Below are 19,975 nucleotides of genomic sequence, written 5' to 3'. Positions count from 1 at the left end.
TCTATAAATCTCCCATATACGTTAATCCTGAATCTGATATTTCTTCCGCTTTATCTTGATACCAGTCGTCAGCATCGTCTTCGCAAAGCAGGTCCGATAACATCTCTTTAGGGTCATTTTCATAACCCGATTTTTCCATAAACTCCTTAGTCGTATTGGTATTCATTGCCGTGTAAAGCTGGGCAATTACAAATTCTTGAAAAGTTTCGTAATCACAGGCTTCGCCAATCTTGCAGTTTTCGCCTGACCAGTCTTCCGCAGTCCAACAATCCTCGCCACGACTATCTTCGAAATATCTTTCTTCTCGCAGCCATCTTGCAGCTAATCGCTGACCTGCTGCATCTTTTACTTCCATGTGCTATAATTCTCCTTAGATATTTATATTTCTTAGTCCACAATCAGTACCAGTGATTGCGGACTTTTTGTTTACATGCCAATCTCTTTTACGTAAACGCTCGGACAAGTTACCAGATAAGTCACTAATGCTGCTAATGCAGGGACTAACAGAATAGTCCACAAGCTTGTTTGCTTTACGCTCAAATCGGTTCCTAAAAATCGATTTACTAATTCGTTCCATCGTTTCATCATCTCCTTTCACTTCCCTAAATCGCTTAACTTCGCATTCCAATCAATTTCTTGATAATGCTCATTCATCCACTTTTTAGCTGGATACTCGAAAATAATAGTTTTGACACGCTGCTTATGTGGATTAACTACCCAGTCCGGTTTAAAGACATCCAAAATAAATGTCCTTACCCATTCTGCGTGTTTTCCGCCGCAATACTTTTTACGAAATTCATCAATGCCGATTGTTTTACCCATCAGATCATCTTCAGGAACTAAATGTAGTTCCTTAGCGAATTCCTTAAATTCAGCTTTACGTTCTTCCTTAGTCACTGGGATTTGCATTACTATCACTACCTCCTAACTTTTTAAGTCACTTAAATTAGACTTTAATTTTGAGGTTTCTTCATTTGCTTCTTTTAACTTGCTGATTAATTCATCAAGAATGATGAAAGCATCGTCAGCATCAATACTTATTCTTTCAGTAAATTTATGTTCACTCATTTTAGCTATTTCCTTTCTTTAACAAATCTATTGGCAAAACCAACTAAATCATTGTATGAAGTCCAAAACTCTTTACGCTCTGACTCAGTCATTTTGTTCAATGTTCCATCTGTTAAAACTTCGCCTAAGCACTTTCCCATTTTTCTACACTAGCTCCAGCTGCTCACTACCCAACAACTTGTTAATGAAGTATTTCTGCCCTTCACCTGTAACCATTGTTGTGTATGTAACATAAGTGCTACCGTCAGGATTACTCGAAGCTTTTTCTCAACTTCAATCAGATATTTGCGGTACTGCTTGCCCTTTTCTGTTCGACTTAATAAGCAAAGTTGTTTTGCCATATCGATTGTTAAGGCATAATCAACAAGTGGCTTAACAGCGCCGTTTCCAACAACCGTACTTGTAGGTACGCTTGTAAAATCAATATCTTCTTCGAAGTCTTTAAAGTTTTGTTCAACCCAAGCGCTAAATCTTTTCTTAATTTCTAATCCTTTGTGCAAATCTCTAGCACTAACTAATTGTTGGTCACCTTCGACTTGCACTTTTATTAATTCCTGCATTACATTTCCTTCTTTCTAAATTCCTAAGATTTTTGCAGCCTTGGTTCTAATTTTCTTAGAGCTAGGCATATTGTCACCTTTCAATGCACGAGACACCTGTGCTTGACTAGTACCAATCAATTCACTTAATTCTTTGTGCGTCATGTGACGCTTAATCAAAGCTATTTTGAATTTGATTTCCAAATTTTCAGTAGCTCTTTCTAGTTCTTCTTCGACCATAATTCTCACTTCCTTTCAGTATTTTTTTAATCAAGTTCTTGACTAAAATTAGCACAGGTGCTAATATGTAGCCATGACAAATAAGCAAAGAAACAGTGCTATATCAATCTTTACTCGCCAAAGTTACCGAATTGATAGGCTAGTTTTTTCTTGCTCAATTACTTGATGAATTAAATATAAGTCATTCGTGCTAAAAAGTCAAACTATATTTTTGCACTTGTGCTAAATTTAATCATTTAAATAATAGGAATGGTTGATATGACTACATTTGAAAGATTAAAAAAATTAGCATCTGAGCGAAAAATGTCGCTCTCATATGTAAATGATAAGGCTGGGTTAGGTACAAATTCTATTTATCATTGGAAAACAAAAACACCTTCCACAGAAAATCTGCAAAAGGTGGCTAAAGTTCTTCACACATCAACAGACTACCTACTAGGCAATACTGATGACCCCTCACCTGTTTCTAAGGATCATCATGCTGTGGACATTGAGAACGATGAATTATTATCATACCGTGGTCGCCCTATTCCAGAAGATTATCTAAATATCATAAAAAATTTAATGGACTCAGATATTCAACACGGCAGAAAGAGGTAGATAAGTGAATGATTTAATACAATATTTATTAAATTTTGCTCTTGATCAAGGCTTTAGTGTCGCTCAAATATGTGAAGCTGAGGAATATAGGTCTCTAGCTGACAAATCTAAAAAGCTGATTATCATTAATACAAATTGGAGAAATAAAGCTGAACTACCTTTCATTATTGGTCATGAAATCGGTCATTTAGTGGATGGTGACTTGGGCATTTCAAGTTATTGCGGTACTACGCTTACGTCTAAAGAACGACACGCTGATCTTTATTCACTCAATTTGATTTTTGATTATGCGACTAATCAATATGATTGTTACCAAGAACCAGGTCAATTTATGCAAGCTTATGGTATTCCAACTAGAATGTATGATGATGTAGTGAAATTATTTAGAAACAATGATGATTTGTTTTTTTGACTCTAAAGTAAGCGGTATTATTGATAATTAATCTTTGCTAAAATATTACTGTAACTTATTTTAGAAAGGATCAAATATGAAACTCGATACTATTTCAAACAAATCTGAAGAGAAAGAAAAGCATCATTATGGCTGCGGTACAGTTTTGGGAATCATATTTGTTTTTAGTTTTATTGTGGTTGTAATAAATCTAATAATAAATAACCTATATATTGAACCAGAAATTTCAACTTGGATTGTAGGTATTATTGCAATTTCTATTATTATTTTTTTGTGTATCAAACAAAAGCGAGCTAAAAACAAAATTGATGAGCTGACAAAGGAAAACAGCGAAACAAATATTAAAATTGAAAATATGAATAAAGAAAGTAGTAAAGCTGATGCTAAAATAAAATCTTTGAGAACTGCCAATACTGACTTAAAGCGTAAAGCTGACCTAAACCTAACTGTTTCTCAGATGAAACCTGTAGAGTTGGATGAGCTTATCAATAAAAAGACTAAGAAAGTAGACGGCTTAGATAAAGAACTAACTATAAAAACTATCAAGCAATCTAGACTTAACGAAACCATAGATTCATTAAATAAAAAAATAAAAAATTTGAACAGTGAAATTATTGATTTATCTGATGAAGTGACTTATGAAAGTTACGGTTTATATAAACCACACTATGATTTTGTGGACTCAGTTAAATATAAAGATAAATTATCGAAAGTCCGTAATCAGCAAAAAATATTAATTCATAACAACATCGCGGGTAGAATATTCAAACCTATGACCTTAGATGGTTCTGAGACTAAGGGAAAGTCATTGCAAAAGAAAAATATTAAGCAATTACTTAGAACTTTCAACGGTGAATGTGAAGCAGCCATCAATAAAGTTACCAAGTCTAATATTGCAACTGTTGAGAAAAAAATTAATTCTTCTTTTACACAATTAAACAAATTAAACGAACCCAATGGTGTTTACCTAAACGAAGATTATCTAAACAGTAAACTGGATGAAGCTCACATTGCTCTTGAATATGCTCTTAAAAAAGAAGCAGAAAAAGAGGAATTGCGTGAACAACGCGAACGTGAACGTGAAGAAAAGAAATTGCAACGTGAAATTGCATCTGAACGTGCCAAATATGAAAAAGATGAAACACATTTTTCTCAAGCAAAAGATCGTATATCTAAGAAACTAGAAAGCACTTCTGATACAGCTGAAGTATTGGCTCTAAAACATGAATTACAGGAGTTGCAAGATAAACTTGATAATATTCGCAAGCAAAAGGAAAAGTTAGAAGATAGAGCTGCTAATCTTACAGCTGGTTATGTTTATATTATTTCCAATATTGGATCATTTGGTAAAGATGTTTACAAAATTGGTGTTACTAGACGACTAGAACCAATGGATAGGATTAATGAGTTAGGTAGTGCTTCTGTTCCCTTTAAATTCGATGTTAATGCCTTAGTGTTTAGCGATGATGCCTTTAAGCTGGAAGCAGAATTGCACAGACGCTTTGACAATGAACGAGTTAATCGGGTAAACAAGCGTAAAGAATACTTCAAGATACCTATGGATGAACTCAAAAAGGTTCTTAACGAGCATAAAGAGCTAACTTTTAACTTTAACGAATATCCTGATGCCTATGAGTATCGTGACACGTTATATATCGAACAACATGAAAAAAATACAAATACTCAAAACAAGTAATTTTTAGTAGGAGAATATGATGGGAATATTTAAATCGAAAGAAGAAAAAGATGAGCAAAAAGCTCAAGATATGGAAACTTGGTTAAACAATCTTAGCCTTAGCGACATTGATAAGGATTGTTTTCCTCAGTTAAAACGTATTAAACATCAATTAAAAACAATGTATGGCTATCCACTACTTAGTTCAAAGTCTGATGTACCACGAGACATATATATTCTATTAACAGGTATGGTTGAACAAAATTGGCTTTTAATTAAGCAAAACGATCAATTGAGAAAACAAAATGAAAAAATAATTGAATTATTGAAAAATAAATAATCATTAAAACAAAAAAATCGATTAATAGTCCGTCTGGAAAACATAACTATTAATCGATTCACATAATCTGCGCTATTTGTGCGCTCAAATTTTATTTTATCACATCGGAGGTGTGGTTTCTAATGGCAACTTTTGATAAACGCGGCGATGTATGGCGCGCCAGAGTATCCTTTAAGCAAGGCGGTCAATTCCATCAAAAATCTAAAAGTGGTTTTAAAACAAAACGGCAAGCTCAAGTATGGGCATCTAAGATAGAGGTACAAAAAGCTGAGTCTGATATAGTAATTGAAAATCCCACTTTTGCCGATTATTACAAGAAATGGTCAGAAGCTTTCCGTATTCCCGGTAAGGCTGCTAATACGGTTAGTCGTTATCGATATATTGAAATTGAAATCAAGCGTTATTTCAAACAACAAAAAATGAATAAAATTACTAGAATACAATATCAAGATTTTATTAATCAGTATGGCAAAAATCATTCAAAAGCTTCAGTTCGTAAAACGAATGGTATTATTCGCGGTTGTATAAAAGACGCTATTGTTGATCACATAATCAATAATGATTTTACTGCACGAGTTAATCTTGTTTATGATATTAATCGAACCAAAGAAGTTTTGTATTTATCTGTTAAAGAGACCCAAGCTTTAATTGCTAAAACTAAAGAAAAATTAAATCCACGTTATAGTAGTCGCTATATGATTCTAACGGCAATTTATACAGGAATGCGAATTGGCGAAATTATGGCTCTTACATGGAAAGACATTAACTTTAAGGCAAAAACAATTAGCATTACTAAATCTTTTTCATATGTAACTGGTAGAATCAAAGAACCTAAAACAGCATCATCAGTTCGAACAATCAGGGTAACTAATAAGCTACTTAACATTTTAAAGCCACTACAAAAGCGTAATGAAAAATATGTATTTGCAAAAAGTCTTGAGGAACTGCCCTCAACTACTGCTTGCAACAAAAAGCTCAAAGAACTGCTTATTGAATGTAATATTAATAAACCAGGTTTCCACTTTCATAGCTTACGACATACACATACTTCGATTTTACTTTATGAAGGCGTTGACCTTTATGCAATTAGTAAGCGCTTGGGGCATTCAAACATGTCAATTACAGCAACTTTTTACGCTCACATGATAGATGAATTAAAAGCAAAATCTGACGATCATATCGAAGAGGTGCTGGACTCATTATAAAAAAACAAGACCTAGCTGTTGATTTAGCTAGGTCTTTTAGTCCAAATTCAGTCCACGATATTCATGAAATGCTTATGTATCAAGACTTTTTGAAGCATAATTATGACCCCGGTGAGATTCGAACTCACCTCTACGGTTTAGGAGACCATTGTTCTATCCAGATGAACTACGGGGCCGTACAAAATTAACTTTACCAAATTTACGTGATAAAAGCCAATTTTTTTAGTAATTAATATTGCCTTGTATAATATGGTCGCGGACTGTTGGCATCGGCCAATTTATCTGCCGCAAACACGAACGGAGTCCAGATTGCCAAGGCAATCAACATGTTAACAATGCACAAGACCACGGCGCGCCAATCATAGTTGCAGGCTAAAAACGGCCCAATAATCGGCGGTAAAATTCCCGGCACGGCTGCTTGGACAGGATTAACTAGACCGATCATGCTTACCCCATAAGAAAAGGCAACATTAACTAGTGGCGCCACGATAAACGGGATGAAGTACACCGGATTAAGAACCACCGGCAGTCCCAACACAACTGGCTCATTAATGTTAAAAATTGCCGGTGCTAATGCCACTTTGGCAATTGTTCGGTAGTCGCTGCGTTTAGAAAAAAGCAAAATTGCAACTATCAGCATTAATGTTCCACCAGCGCCACCAAACCAGGCAAACACGTCAAACGAACCGCGAACCCATAATAATGGTGCGGGTTTACCATTACGCACAGCCGTAATATTAACATTCTGCGCCGTCAACCAAATTGAATCTAGCATTGGCGCCATCACACTTAAGCCATTAATCCCAAAGAACCAAAAGATTTGAACAAGTAAAGTTACGAGCATCACCATGCCGAAGCCCTGGCCCATTTTAACTAGTGGCCACTGAATTGTGTGTAATAACCAATTGCCAAAGAAAGTACCAGTTACTGCTTGAAAAATGAAATTAATTGCACCAACTACAAAAATTGCAATCGTTGCCGGTACAAGTGAGTCAAACGCCCGTTGTTCCGCATAAGGCAGATTAGCCGACAAATGAATCATAATTCGTGCTTTAACACAAAACGCATAAATTAAAACACCGATCGTCCCAAACAAAATTGCCGTAAAAATACCGGTGGTTGAAAATTGCTCAATGTCAAATGCATGTTGCATCACGATTTCATGGCCCGCAACTTGGACTTTTGTCAAATTAGCAATGCTCATTGCTAAAGACGACAGTGAAACTATGGCACCAGCAAGTGGATCAACCTCTAAGATTTTGGCAAAGTGATAACCAAGTGACAATGCCAAAAAGAGTGCAAATAAAGCAAATGTCCCGCGCCATACCACATTACAAACTAACGCCAGCGGCTGCATTGTCCATGCAAAAGTCGTCCAACCCAGATTGGTTTTCGCTACTGCAATCAAGCTTTTTATCAATACGGCGGCCGAACCGGCAATGGTAATTGGCATGACGGAGATAAATGCATCCCGCAACGCCACAAGCCAACCCACTTGCCCAATTTTATTGGCTACTGGCAGCACATAGTCTTCCAGCCAAGCTACTAATCGACTCATTGTTCCCCCTTCTGCTTTAAATAATGTGGGTGATAACCCTTATTTTTATTCTGATGTTTTTTATGCTTCTTCTTTTTAACCGGTGCTGGCGCAGCAGTTTCTGCAGTAACCGCCTTTTTAGCCTTTTTCTTGCGCGGCAATTGCGTTACCAACTTAAAACCGGCAAAGTAAACTCGTTCTAAAGTGGTGCCATCACCCAAGAGTTTCTTCAAATCACGAAAATCATGATCATCGCCAAGAGTTACCACATAGCCGTTGGCTCCCATACGGCCCGTCCGACCAGCGCGGTGTAAATATGTATTGATTTCACTCGGAATATCGAAGTTAATGACATAAGTTACGCCAGGAATATCCAATCCGCGAGCGGCCAAATCAGTTGCCAGCAGCAATTTGGTTTTACCAATTTTTAAATCATGGAGCGCTTGTTCACGCTTTTCCTTGCCAAACTCATTTGCCAATAACGTAAATTTAGTTTTGGTATGAGCAAAAATTCCGGCAAAACGCATCATCGTTTGGTTAGAATCAAAGAATAAAATTCCCTTGAAATGATCTAGCCTTGTCAGTCGCTGCACAAAATCAATCTTATGCGCATTATCAATTTGCAAGAAATAATTCTTAACAGTTGTCTCCTGTTGACTGCGCACATCAATTAATAAAAAGGTCCGATCAAAAATTTCTTCGGCTTTTTGCGTAATTTCCGATTCCGTTGCGCCAAATAGTAAAATTTGCGCATCAGCCGTCATATTTTGTCCTAAAGAACTAAGCAGCTCCATCTTACTGAACTCTAAAATATCATCGGCTTCATCAATTACCAGCGTCTTAATCTGTTCTACCTTAATGCGATTACTGGAAAAGAAGTCAAAAAAGCGACCTGGAGTTGCGACAACCACTTCTGGATGTTTCTTCTTCAGATTGTCTTCCTGGCGCTGCCGGTTGCCAGCACCAACTAAGCTAACCCCTTTTAAGCCTAAAGCATGGACAAAAGGATTAATCGCATGGCGAATCTGCACGGCCAATTCGGTCGTTGGTGCAATAATTACTAAACTGTTGGGCATCCCTTGCTTAACGCGCTCTAATGCTGGCAGTGCATAAGCCAGCGTTTTACCCGTTCCTGTTTTAGCTAGTGCCACTACACTAGCGCCGTTTAAAATCGCGTCACGTGTCTCTTTTTGAATTAACGTTGGCTGTTTCAAACCTAATTTATTTAAAACTGTTTCAAATTCTTGCTTCATTATTGTATTAACTGCCCATATTTCTGTTTATATTGTGTTACCGTTCCGTTATAAGCAAACATGGTAACACCACCGTCTTCCAACTCGCGGACATTTTTAACGCGACCATTAGTCGTGTACCGCCAAAAAGTATATTGAAGTTTATTCGGCTCGCGTTTGCTAGTTATAATAAACGAGACGCCAGCTGGAAAATACTTTTTGTATTTAATCGGCAAGTCAACCATCACCCGCTTACCAATGTTAAGCAATAATTGCGTGAATTGCGCCATCTGTTTAATATAGACCAATCGCCGCTCACTTACTGCTGGCACAACCATAATTGGCAAACTGCCTGTGTTTAAGCCGACTTTTTTCATAAAATAAGTATAATGCTGCTGGGGTGTCGACTCATCACTATACGCCACACTTGTGCCAAAAGCTAACTTAGTTCCCAAAATTTGGTCGCGATAAGCCAAGTAGTCATCATCAAAAAATGACCGCCCCTGCGTGCTGCGTAAATAGACAAATGAGATTCCATTTGCCTGCAATTCATGCATTGCAACGTAACCATAACTCTGATTAAGTTCCACACCAATTGCAGTTGAATTCGCATCCGGCGGCAATGTCGTCTGCCTTTTCAAGTTAAATAACCCATTAAACAAAAGCGTAATCGCAATTGCCAGCATCAGCAAAATCGCCGGTAGTGTATACTTGTGATGAAATCGCTTCATTTAATTCTCCATTATTACCACAACGACATCAATTATACCAATACTCTAATTATAAGCGAACAAACAAAATTTTGATAATTTTACCTCAAAAAATAAGCGATTAACTTAAAAAAGTTAATCGCCTATTTAGTTTAAAATTTTCAATTACAATTCAACAAGATAAACTGGTTTTTGACCATTCAGAACCCGCTTAATATCTGTCATACTATGCTCAATCATGTTCTTAACTGATGTCTTAGTATAGTAAGCTGAGTGAGGTGTAATGACAACGTTTGGCATCTTGGCTAATTCTTGATAAGTCTTTGGTAATTCCGATATATCGTCAAATTTCTTCATGAAGAAGTCATTTTCTTCTGTCAAAACGTCCAAGGCAGCACCGGCAATTTCATGATTCTTTAAAGCATCTACCAAGTCTTCTGTGTTAATGAGTGGGCCACGGGCATCATTAATAATAATTGCCGTATCCTTCATTTGCTTAAATTGCTCGGCACTAATCATGTCCACAATTGACGGGTCAAGTGGTGTATGCAAAGTCAGAATATCTGATTCCTTAATGACCGTGTCAAAGTCGGTGTATTCCAAGAAAGCCTCGTTAGCTGGATTTTCAATCAAATCATTACCGATAACTCTAGCACCCAAAGCACTGAAAATTTCAGCAGTTGCCGTACCAATTCGACCTAAACCGATAATTCCGACTGTCTTATTGTAGATTTCGTCGCTCATCAGATTTTCTTCACGAACAAAGTTCAGGTCGCGCTTTTCATTTTGAAGGATTTGTCCCCATTTACGAAGCAAATACATGGCAGAAGTCAGCGTGTTTTCAGCAACGGCTCTTGGTGAGTAAGCAGGTGTGTTAGTGACAAACAAGTCATATTTATGGACATAGTCCCAGTTAATAATATTGTAGCCAACTGACCGCAAAGCCAATTGTTTAATGCCAAAAGAAGCCAATTTTTTGTAGACTTCTTCTTGGTCAATGTCAACAACTTGCATCATGCTGACACAGTCAAAACCCTTGGCCATATCAACTGTTGACGCATCTAAAATCTCCTCGCTTGTTTCCAAGTCATCTTCAGGGTGATTTTTGCGCCATTTATCAACATAAACCATTTGCTCAGGTGTCATATTATATAGTAAAACTTTCATTAGGATAAATCCTCCTTTAAACAAAAAATCTTTGCTTATATTTTAACTAATATTAGCAAAGAATTAAAGTTTTATTTTAGAATTTATTTAAATCTATATTAAATTTATTTTTACTTACTAATTTCAATTTTTTTGCACATCAGTATGCCAATTGAAGTAAAAGTTTAGGCCAAACGCAATAACTAGTAGCAGTAGTGACACCATCATAATTTCTTTAATACCTGTGTGGAAAATCGTCCGCATCGTTGGCAATAGTCGTGCCGGCAACAATTTTGCCGTTTTAGCATCACTCAGCTCGTTCATCATGTGCATTGTAATGCCGCTATGCTGCTGGACGCCGCGTGCCAGCGCCATATTCATAATAACGCCGTACACAGCTGACATCACCGTTTGCGCCAAAATTCTAATTAAATAAGAAGTTGACGTCGCTGTTGCCATATTAGTCATCCCCGCGTCTACCTGCACTTTAACTTGCAGTGCGACAAAGATAAAGCCGACACCTATCCCAGAAAACGCACAAACAAAGGTCAACCATTGCAATGGTGTTTGCAAGTCAGCTAAAAACATGCCGCCGACTGACACTATCATCCCCAAAATTCCAATTAATACCAGCGTAAACGTGCGCACACGGTCACTAATAAAGGAAACACTTTGCGAAGCTGTAATATCAACAATTGAGTTTGGCACCAAAGTTACACCACCAACAAGTGCTGTGGTCCCCAAGAGAGCTTGCGCCCACATCGGCAAGTAAGTATTGACAGCTAAATATGCGCCCCAAGTAAACGCAAAAAGTAAGAAGTCGCCATTTAACGCCTTATTTTTGAAAATCGACAGAGGAATAATTGGGTTGGTCGCCCGCTTTTCTCGCCATAAAAAGCCACCAATAAAAATCAAACTAATTGCAACCAATACCGCAACAACTAAGTTACTAGTCAAGCCTAGGAGCTGAATCCCCATTAAAAACGTTAATAAGCCTAGCGCCAGTAACAGAGCACCAGAAAAATCAAATTTACGGGTAGATTTTGGCGTTATTGGCCTGAAGTATAGCATACTCAAGATAACCGCAATAATTCCAATTGGTACATTCAGATAAAAGACCCAGTGCCACGACATTGTATCAATAATGGTACCACCAACGAGCGGCCCCATAATCGCAGCCACGTTGAAACTCGCGGTCAAATAACCTAAGATTCGCGTCCGCGTTTTAATATTTGGATAAATATAACCAACAATGATGTAGGGTAAGGATCCCATGCCACCGGCACCAATGCCCATGACCAAACGGGCAACTAGAAAGAAGAAAATATTCGGTGCCAAGCCTTCAAAAATAGAGCCGATAATGAACAGCACCAATGAAATTTCAAACGCCAACTTATTAGTGATTTTCTCACCAATTTTAGTCCATAAGGGAATCGAAATCGACATCCCTAATAAAAAGATGGCAACAATCCAGCCCATAAACTGAATCCCATGCAAGGCGGCAACAATTGCTGGAATCGCGGTGTTAATTACCGTACCATCCAGCCCCGACATAATATTGCCAAGCATCAGCGCCAGCGTGACATATTTAATCTGCTTTTTAGTCATTCTTGCTCCTCAAAATTAAATCACATAAAAAGTCCTACCACGTTGCAGTGATAGGGACTTATTTTTCTTGTTTCAATTATGAAGCTATCTGCTAAAAAAGCAAGAGGGATTTAACAAATCATGTCAAGATTTTTAACGTTTTAAATAATTTATCTTTTATTAATTAACATAATGATATTTTCGGCTTAATACTGTATAATTCTTTTATTATTAACCAAAACAAAATATTGACTTTTTACACATTATCCGTTAAATTATTATTGAAAGATCTATCCCTTCGCTTAACGGACACGTCCCATCGCGAAGGTTTTTTATGCAAAATTATGAAAAATAAAATTTCCCTTAGATATATGGTATTTATACAAATGCTCTCGCAATGCAAATTTGTATAATTGTCAAACTTATGGGCAAAATCAATGATAAATATATATTTTCAGATCTTGAAAAAGCAATTTTTAATCTAATTGATGACACAACTACTGCCAACTATTATGGCTTTACATCTAAAGAAGCAATTCATGATTTGTTTGCAGTTTCGTTTAACCAGTCCCAAAATACTTTATTAAGCTACTAAATAATAATGTACACCGAAGATTTATAAATTTTTTAACGAAAAAATCCCACTATCATAATTTTAGATAGTGGGATTTTATTATACTTTTTAATATGCTCGTCGGCCTTTTTTATAAACAGCCTTATCTTCCTGAGCAACTGCTTTAATATCTGCCAGTGGGTCAGCATCCAAAACCAAAAAGTCGGCGTATTTACCAACTGCTAGCGTGCCATACTCATCATCAATTTTCATAAGTTTGGCGGAATTAACACTAGTTTGCAAAGCTTCAAAATTGCTAAAACCATCATCAACTAGTAATTGTAATTCCACAGGAGTCTTAGAAAAGCCGTTAAAAGTTGTCCCGGCATCTGTACCCAATGCTATTTTGACACCGCGGTCTTTGGCGTGAGCAATATTCTTGCGCAAATCAGCTAATGCCTTCTCTGCCTTGTTCATTTCCCAGTCAGGTGCAATTCCAACTGCATATTCTGGAAAGGCCCAAGCTGCAATAATTGTTGGTGTCAGGTACGTGCCCTTTTCTAACATCAAATCAATGGCTTCATCATTGACGTAAAAGCCGTGTTCAATCGAATCTACACCGGCTTCAATCGCATTCATAATGCCTGCAATTCCTTCGGCATGAGCTGCAACCGTAATTCCTTTATGGTGCGCTTCTTCAACTGCCGCTTTAATTTCGGCAACATTGAGTTGAGGATCATCCATAAAATCGCGTTCAGTCATAATGCCGCCAGTTGCCATAACCTTGATTACCTTAGCACCACGCTTCAGCCCTTGACGAACTGCCTTACGCATTTCATCAGGAGAATCAACAACATAACCAAAATTGGGAATATCACCGTGCCCGCCAGTCATCGAATATGGGCGCCCTGACGGCATTACTTCAGGTACATTGGTAATTTTGCCCTCATTAATCATCTTAGCAATTGTTAAATCAATGTCAAAAGTTGAACCGCACTCACGCACATAGGTAACACCAGACTTCAGCATTTCGTGCAAGTGCTGAACAGAATCAACTGTTGTTTCCACCACGTTAAAGTCAGTTACACCGCGCGGATCTGTCGGGTCCATCACCATATGGTCGTGACAATTAATCAGCCCCGGCATAACGTACTTTCCTTGTAAATCAACCACTTTATCAGCCTGTGGCGCGTTGCCGCTGCCCAAAGCCGTGATTTTACCAGTTTGCTCATCAACTTCCAGCCAAGAATTTGGCTGAATGCTATCTTGCTCACCATCAAATAAATTTAAATTTTGGTATAGAACTTTCATAATGTTCTCCTTTAGTTTTATTAAATAAAACCATTTTATGCTCTTTTAAGCACGAGAACAACTTCAATTCAAAAACGTATTGTTTCCTTAATATGCACGCAAGCCCTTCTTGTAGACGGCCTTATCTTTTTGAACAACTGCTGTAATATCAGCTAACGGATTTTTATCTAAAACCAAGAAGTCTGCATATTTTCCGGCTTCCAAAGTACCGTATTCATCATCAATCTTCATTAACTTGGCATCATTTAAACTTGTCTCTAGAGCTTCGAAGTTTGTAAAACCTTGCTCAACTAATAACGGTAATTCTTGCGGCGTCATCGTAAAGTCGTTGAATGGCGTACCGGCATCTGTACCCAAAGTAATCTTGACACCAGCGTTCTTTGCCTTAGTAATATTTCCGCGCAAATCTTTCCAAGCTGCAGAGATTTTAGCCATTTCCCAGTCAGGAATCTTGCCGGGAGCGTACTCAATAAAGGCCCAAGCACCAACAATTGTTGGCGTTAAGTAAGTGCCCTTTTCCAGCATCAATTTAATTTCTTCATCATTAACGTAAAAACCATGTTCAATTGAGTCCACACCAGCCTTGATCGCATTCAAAATACCTGGATTGCCTTCAGCGTGAGCCGCAACAATTAATCCCTTGTGGTGCGCTTCCTCAACTGCCACGTGTATTTCAGCTTCACTCAATTGGGGTTGATCTAATGCATCACTCTCTGTCATGACCCCGCCAGTCGCCATCACCTTAATCGCTTTAGCACCTTCCTTAATTCCTTGCCGCACAGCCTTGCGCATTTCATCAGGAGAGTCAACCAAACGACCAAAGTTTGGCATGTCACCGTGACCACCAGTCATTGAAAACGGATGTCCTGCTGGCATAATTTCGGGCACCTTGCTTAACTTACCAGCCTTAATTAATTTTTCTAGCTCGATATCGATATTATAAGTACTGCCACATTCACGAATATAAGTAACACCTGATTTCAGTAAGTCATGCAAATGTTGAACGGCACGAACAGTTGATGGAACAACGCCAGCACTTGAGCCACCATCAGGAGTGGTCGGGTCCATAAAAATATGCGTGTGGCAATTCATTAATCCAGGAATGACATACTTGCCACCTAAGTCAACGGTTTTATCAGCTTGCGGTAATTGTCCCGTGCCTGTTTGGATAATTTTGCCGGTTTTATCATCCACCAGCAAATAATTATCCGCCTTAATTTCATTGTCTTTGCCATTAAATAAATTAATATTGGTAAAAATTGTTTTGCTCATCAAAATGCCTCCTATTTTGGCAATTAAAAAAGCACCCGTCCCAATTTAAGGACGAGTGCTCGTGTTACCACCTTTAATTTGTTTGCCATTTACACGGCAAACCTCACTAGCTATCTAATAATAGCTTGCACTGCTAACGGCTGCAATACCGCTGCTGGCTAACTATCGCCAGCAGTCATCAATTCGAAGCCCATGTTCACTACCGCTTGCCTAACGACTTTCACCATAACATCGCTTCTCTTTTAAGACTCACAAATAATTACTCTGCTTTTCAAGATGTTTTGTTTTTATTCATAATTAATTTATCATCATTATTTAATGATGTCAACTAGATTTAATCTAATTCTTTACCATTGCTGGCAATTACTTTTTTATACCAATAAAAAGAATCTTTAGGATAGCGCTTATAACTACCGTTGCCTTCATTATCAGCATCTACATAAACAAAGCCATATCTCTTAGTCATTTGAGCAGTACCACAACTAACTAGGTCAATACAGCCCCAAGAAGTATACCCCATCACATTGCAACCATCATCAATAGCTTCTTTAATTGCTTGCAAATGAGCTTTTATATAATCTATACGATATTGATCATGCACTTTGAAGTCTGACGTTAACTCATCTATAGCTCCTAATCCATTTTCAACAATGAAAATAGGTAAATGATGGTAGCGTTGGGTCATATCATTTAATGAAATTCGTAAACCAGTAGGATCAATCCCCCAACCCCAATCAGTTTGATTTACATATGGATTAGGTAATTTCCTTACAAATTTACCGATCGGCTCTTTTTTATCTTCGTCAGCGCTAATTACTCCAGTGTTGTAATAACTGATAGAAGTAAAATCTACGGTACCTTCTTTTAAGATCTTTTCATAATTTGGATACCAATTAATTTCAATATTATTTTTCTTATAATAATTCAAAATAAATTCGGGATAAGATCCATTAACCTGCACATCAGTTGGGAAATAATTAAATTGATTTTGTTCTTGCGTAGCTAACACATCTGCTGGCTTGCAAGTATACGGATAGTTTTGTAAACGACAAATCATATTTCCAACTAAGTCATTTTGAGCGTGATCTTTAAAATACTTAACGGTTAATGCGCTAGCAATTAACTCATGATGCAATGCTTGCTGAATACAAGTTTCTTTAGGTTTATCAGATTCCGTAACGAACATTGCACCACCCAAGTATGAGGAATTCATGACCATGTTTATTTCATTAAAGGTAATCCAATATTTTACTTCATCTTTGTATTCATCAATAAGAAATTTTGTATAGTGGACAAAGTAATCAACCATTTTAGGACTTTCCCAACCATTTATGGTTTCAGTAAGATAAACGGGAACTTCATAATGAATCATTGTTACAAGAGGTTCAATGCCATATTTATGACATTCTTTAAAGACATTATGATAAAACTGGACACCTTCTGGACATGGCGTATCTTCTATGCCTTTAGGGAAAAGGCGACTCCATGAAATACTCATCCGAAAGACTTTAAAGCCCATTTCTCCAAGTAATGCAATATCTTCTTTATAGTGATGATAGAAGTCTGAACCTCGTCTAAATGGAAAATTATATTCATCTTGATGTTTTTTATTATTTTCAAATTGTGCCTTGGTAATATTGTTCAAAGATTTGTTGCCACTACCTGCTCTACGAATAAAATCCATGTGTGACAGACCTCGGCCGCCAATTTGTGCCGCACCTTCATATTGTGCTGCAGAGGTTGCTCCACCCCAAAGAAAATTATCAGGAAATTCCTTCATATTTTTCACGTCTTTCTATAAAATCATTAAAAGTCAAATTAAACGGTCATTAATACCTGACTTTTAGTAGTTTCCCCACTGTCTTTAACATTATTAATATTAAGTAACTGGTCAGTATTGGTAATCAACATAATTACTACATCATCATAACCAGCTTCTATAATTTTCTTGAAATCAAAGGTCATAATTTGTTGGCCTTTAACTACTTTGTCGCCTTCTTTAACTTCGGGATGTAAAAACTTACCGTTTAAGTTTACAGTATCAATACCGATATGAAGAAGTATCTCAACGCCATTCTCAGCTTTAAGTCCAATTGCATGCTTAGTCGGAAAAACCGAAGTAATTACACCATCTACTGGTGAAAAAACTTTACCGTCAGTAGATTTAACTGCTATTCCCTTACCCAACATACCACTGGCAAAAGTTTTGTCGTTTAAACTAGATAACGATTGAATTTTACCATTAGCAGGAGACATAATATTGGCATTTTTTATAGCTGAAACTAAGTTATCATGATTAACTGTTATATCTTGATTCTGATTATTTTCTTTGGCTAAGTCTTCTTCATCTTGCCTGATTATCGATTTTCTTCCCAAGAAAATCACCAAAAGTGTGACAACAATAGAAGTTGGAACACCTAGGGCCATACCAATAAAACCTTTACCTATTGTTGCAGAAATCGTCAATATACTTGGTAGAACAATACCATAAACAGCTGCATTAAAGTAAGAAGCAATTGCGCCGCCAACGCCACCACCAATTACTGCTCCAAGCATTGCAATTTTATATTTCGTAACTACACCATATAAAGCTGGTTCTGTAACACCTAAAAATCCTGAAATAGTTGAACTAAATGACAAACTTTTCATTCTTTTGTTTTTAGTAAAGAAATAGACTCCCAAAGCTGCTGCCGATTGTGCAAATGTAGAAACAAAATTCATTGCTCCAATCGTTGTCCGGCCATAAGTAGCAACCTGCTGTTGCGTTATTGCACGAACAGCGTGGTGAGTTCCTGTTAAAACAAGTAGCGGCCGAGTACCACCAATAATAAATCCGGCTAAAATTGGTGATAGATTAATTAGATATTGCATCCCAATCGCAATGTAATTACCAATATAAAAGCCCAAAGGTGCAATGGCAACAAGTTCAATTGGGATAACAACAACTAAGGTAAGCAATGGCGTAAAAATGGCACTTATAATATCAGGAATATATTTTTTGAAAAATCTATAAACATAGCTCATCAACCAAACAGTTAAAATAATTGGAATAACTGATGAACTATAATCGATATATGGTATTACTAGCCCGCCAAATAACTTTAAACTGCCACCTTTAGCTGCACTTTGTAAAATACTTGGATACATCATGGCACCAGCTAGTGCTAATGCCATATAAACATTAGTCTTAAAACTACGTGCAGTGGATACAGCCAATAAGAATGGAAAGAAATAGAACATACAATCAGCGATAACATTAAATAAAATATACGCTGAACTATTAGCACTCATCCAGTTAAACTGGACGAACATAAATAGAAATCCTTTTATCATCCCGCCGCCAATAATTGGTGGTAACGTAGGAATCAAAATCGAAGATAAAGTTTCAACTACCCTTGAAAAGACACCCTTTTTTTCACTAGTTTCTGATTCCACACTTTCAGCATTTAAACCTGGATTATCTTTTACCACGGCGTTATAATACTTATCAATTTTGGCACCAATAATTACTTGAAACTGACCACCAGCTTTTCTAATATCCATAACATCGTCTAACTTTTTAAGTGCATCTTCATTTACCTTAGAGTCGTCTTTTAATACGAATCTTAAGCGAGTCATGCACCGAGTTAAACTTTTAATATTATTTGGCCCACCAACATTTTTAACAATTTCACGAGCTTGTTCTTCAATACTCATGATATTTCATCCTCTTTCTTACGGACTAATCTATTAATGTGGACAGTGAGAAATACTGTTTCATTTTCATTAGCCTCAAACTTATAATTTTTCATCATTAATTCATTGATTTTTTCAGCACAACCATACGCCTTGCCATATTTTTCTTTTATAATCTTGATTAAATTTGGGTCAATTAAAGTTCCAGAACTTTTTTTATTTTCTAGTTGACGTGCAAGATAATATCTTAAATGCGAAACAAAGCGTGCGAATGAAATAGTTGACTCGTCAATTTTTGTCTTAAAAGTGTTTTCAATAGTTTTCTTAGTCATTGAGATAAGTTCTGTCAATTCTATTGCCGTCACTTCGGTATCACTAGCTCTTTCTGAATTAATTAAATGCAAAGCAATCGACACCATCTCTTCTTCTGGAAAAGGGGTAGACATTTTTTTATTAATTAACACAAGTGCATTAGTTGCCACTTTACACTCTATTGGAAAATATTGCTTAACCTCTATTTCAAGAGGCTGCTTAATTATTATTCCTTCAGTTAGTCTTTCTTCTGCGTACTGCAGATGATCTGCCAAAGAAATAATAAAGTTTTGCGATAGCTTGAGATTATAGCCATCAATCGCCATTTTAAAAATTGCTCTAGATACTGAAAGAACATCTAATGAAAGCGAACTAATCATCGAAATAAATTGTTCAACATCTTCGTTAGGCTTGGGTAAAAAAACTTGTTCAATCCTTTTTGGATCAACTGTTTGTCCGGGATATGCTTTAAAACCAATACCAGAACCAATTACAATTTTTGAAATGCCCTGGTCATTTACCTGAATTACGTTATTATTTATTCTTCGAACGAGTTTCATT

21 protein-coding genes, 1 tRNA gene, 1 pseudogene and 1 other annotated feature are annotated in these 19,975 nt (G+C 36.9%); of the genes and pseudogenes, 6 read left to right on the top strand and 17 right to left on the bottom strand.

What is annotated here, in order from left to right; genetic code table 11:
• Position 1 precedes the first annotated feature (1 nt).
• The 6 genes and pseudogenes from OZX63_RS02825 to OZX63_RS02800 form a co-directional block, all read right to left on the bottom strand.
• Positions 2-355, bottom strand: a complete 354-nt coding sequence (locus OZX63_RS02825; RefSeq protein WP_277144401.1) for a hypothetical protein — start codon at positions 353-355, stop codon at positions 2-4.
• A 71-nt stretch (positions 356-426) separates the two neighbouring features.
• The gene (locus tag OZX63_RS02820; RefSeq protein ID WP_277144399.1) at positions 427-588 is read right to left on the bottom strand and encodes a hypothetical protein; all 162 of its coding nucleotides are present in this window, start codon (positions 586-588) and stop codon (positions 427-429) included.
• Between the two features lie 6 nt (positions 589-594).
• Positions 595-909 carry a DUF771 domain-containing protein gene (locus tag OZX63_RS02815; RefSeq protein WP_277144397.1) on the bottom strand — a complete coding sequence of 105 codons (315 nt, stop codon included), beginning with the start codon at positions 907-909 and terminating at the stop codon, positions 595-597.
• A gap of 15 nt (positions 910-924) precedes the next feature.
• Positions 925-1,068 (bottom strand): hypothetical protein, encoded by a 144-nt coding sequence (locus OZX63_RS02810; protein WP_277144395.1) that lies wholly within the window; start codon positions 1,066-1,068, stop codon positions 925-927.
• A gap of 260 nt (positions 1,069-1,328) precedes the next feature.
• Positions 1,329-1,628 (bottom strand): annotated as a pseudogene (locus OZX63_RS02805) (antA/AntB antirepressor family protein); the annotation flags it as partial.
• A gap of 15 nt (positions 1,629-1,643) precedes the next feature.
• Entirely contained in the window at positions 1,644-1,847 is a 204-nt protein-coding gene (locus OZX63_RS02800; RefSeq protein ID WP_122025102.1) for a helix-turn-helix transcriptional regulator, read from the bottom strand.
• A gap of 258 nt (positions 1,848-2,105) precedes the next feature.
• Between OZX63_RS02800 and OZX63_RS02795 the strand changes: the two genes are divergently transcribed.
• The 5 genes from OZX63_RS02795 to OZX63_RS02775 all read left to right on the top strand — a co-directional run bounded on the left by OZX63_RS02795 (position 2,106) and on the right by OZX63_RS02775 (position 6,079).
• Positions 2,106-2,447 carry a helix-turn-helix transcriptional regulator gene (locus OZX63_RS02795; RefSeq protein WP_277144391.1) on the top strand — a complete coding sequence of 114 codons (342 nt, stop codon included), beginning with the start codon at positions 2,106-2,108 and terminating at the stop codon, positions 2,445-2,447.
• 4 nt (positions 2,448-2,451) lie between these two features.
• Positions 2,452-2,859, top strand: a complete 408-nt coding sequence (locus OZX63_RS02790; protein WP_277144389.1) for a M48 family metalloprotease — start codon at positions 2,452-2,454, stop codon at positions 2,857-2,859.
• 76 nt (positions 2,860-2,935) lie between these two features.
• The gene (locus tag OZX63_RS02785) at positions 2,936-4,555 is read left to right on the top strand and encodes a DUF4041 domain-containing protein (RefSeq protein WP_277144387.1); all 1,620 of its coding nucleotides are present in this window, start codon (positions 2,936-2,938) and stop codon (positions 4,553-4,555) included.
• Positions 4,556-4,574: 19 nt separating this feature from the next.
• A complete protein-coding gene (locus OZX63_RS02780; RefSeq protein ID WP_277163676.1) occupies positions 4,575-4,874 on the top strand; it encodes a hypothetical protein in 300 nt (99 codons plus the stop codon).
• Positions 4,875-4,996: 122 nt separating this feature from the next.
• Positions 4,997-6,079 carry a site-specific integrase gene (locus OZX63_RS02775; protein ID WP_277144383.1) on the top strand — a complete coding sequence of 361 codons (1,083 nt, stop codon included), beginning with the start codon at positions 4,997-4,999 and terminating at the stop codon, positions 6,077-6,079.
• A gap of 103 nt (positions 6,080-6,182) precedes the next feature.
• Here the strand turns inward: OZX63_RS02775 and OZX63_RS02770 are convergent.
• The 6 genes from OZX63_RS02770 to OZX63_RS02745 form a co-directional block, all read right to left on the bottom strand.
• A tRNA-Arg gene (locus tag OZX63_RS02770) sits at positions 6,183-6,255 on the bottom strand.
• Between the two features lie 53 nt (positions 6,256-6,308).
• Positions 6,309-7,637: a PTS transporter subunit EIIC gene (locus tag OZX63_RS02765; RefSeq protein ID WP_277144381.1), complete on the bottom strand. Its 1,329-nt coding sequence runs from the start codon at positions 7,635-7,637 to the stop codon at positions 6,309-6,311.
• The gene (locus OZX63_RS02760; protein WP_277145089.1) at positions 7,634-8,872 is read right to left on the bottom strand and encodes a DEAD/DEAH box helicase; all 1,239 of its coding nucleotides are present in this window, start codon (positions 8,870-8,872) and stop codon (positions 7,634-7,636) included. The genes OZX63_RS02765 and OZX63_RS02760 overlap by 4 nt, the downstream gene beginning before the upstream one ends.
• Positions 8,869-9,579: a lysozyme gene (locus OZX63_RS02755; protein ID WP_277144380.1), complete on the bottom strand. Its 711-nt coding sequence runs from the start codon at positions 9,577-9,579 to the stop codon at positions 8,869-8,871. Before OZX63_RS02755 ends, OZX63_RS02760 begins: the two co-directional genes overlap by 4 nt.
• Positions 9,580-9,723: 144 nt before the next feature.
• Complete coding sequence (locus tag OZX63_RS02750) at positions 9,724-10,725, bottom strand: D-2-hydroxyacid dehydrogenase (protein WP_277144378.1); 1,002 nt, start codon at positions 10,723-10,725, stop codon at positions 9,724-9,726.
• Between the two features lie 123 nt (positions 10,726-10,848).
• Positions 10,849-12,312 carry an MFS transporter gene (locus OZX63_RS02745; protein ID WP_277144376.1) on the bottom strand — a complete coding sequence of 488 codons (1,464 nt, stop codon included), beginning with the start codon at positions 12,310-12,312 and terminating at the stop codon, positions 10,849-10,851.
• 376 nt (positions 12,313-12,688) lie between these two features.
• Here OZX63_RS02745 and OZX63_RS02740 point away from each other — a divergent pair, with 376 nt between their 5' ends.
• The gene (locus OZX63_RS02740; protein WP_277163675.1) at positions 12,689-12,886 is read left to right on the top strand and encodes a hypothetical protein; all 198 of its coding nucleotides are present in this window, start codon (positions 12,689-12,691) and stop codon (positions 12,884-12,886) included.
• An 87-nt stretch (positions 12,887-12,973) separates the two neighbouring features.
• Here the strand turns inward: OZX63_RS02740 and OZX63_RS02735 are convergent, their stop codons facing one another.
• From OZX63_RS02735 to OZX63_RS02715, 5 genes are all read right to left on the bottom strand, one after another.
• Entirely contained in the window at positions 12,974-14,155 is a 1,182-nt protein-coding gene (locus OZX63_RS02735; RefSeq protein WP_277144371.1) for an amidohydrolase family protein, read from the bottom strand.
• Between the two features lie 87 nt (positions 14,156-14,242).
• The gene (locus tag OZX63_RS02730) at positions 14,243-15,427 is read right to left on the bottom strand and encodes an amidohydrolase family protein (RefSeq protein ID WP_277144369.1); all 1,185 of its coding nucleotides are present in this window, start codon (positions 15,425-15,427) and stop codon (positions 14,243-14,245) included.
• A 44-nt stretch (positions 15,428-15,471) separates the two neighbouring features.
• Positions 15,472-15,711, bottom strand: a binding site (T-box leader).
• Positions 15,712-15,761: 50 nt separating this feature from the next.
• Positions 15,762-17,207 (bottom strand): glycoside hydrolase family 1 protein, encoded by a 1,446-nt coding sequence (locus OZX63_RS02725; RefSeq protein WP_277144366.1) that lies wholly within the window; start codon positions 17,205-17,207, stop codon positions 15,762-15,764.
• 38 nt (positions 17,208-17,245) lie between these two features.
• A complete protein-coding gene (locus OZX63_RS02720) occupies positions 17,246-19,123 on the bottom strand; it encodes a beta-glucoside-specific PTS transporter subunit IIABC (RefSeq protein WP_277144364.1) in 1,878 nt (625 codons plus the stop codon).
• On the bottom strand, positions 19,120-19,974 hold the full coding sequence (locus OZX63_RS02715) for a PRD domain-containing protein (RefSeq protein WP_277144362.1): 855 nt from the start codon (positions 19,972-19,974) through the stop codon (positions 19,120-19,122). The genes OZX63_RS02720 and OZX63_RS02715 overlap by 4 nt, the downstream gene beginning before the upstream one ends.
• Position 19,975 lies beyond the last annotated feature (1 nt).

Source organism: Lactobacillus sp. ESL0700 (genome assembly GCF_029392095.1).
Lineage (GTDB): Bacteria > Bacillota > Bacilli > Lactobacillales > Lactobacillaceae > Lactobacillus.
Note: the sequence above shows the minus strand (reverse complement) of the source record. Positions and strands in the feature narration are given on the sequence as shown.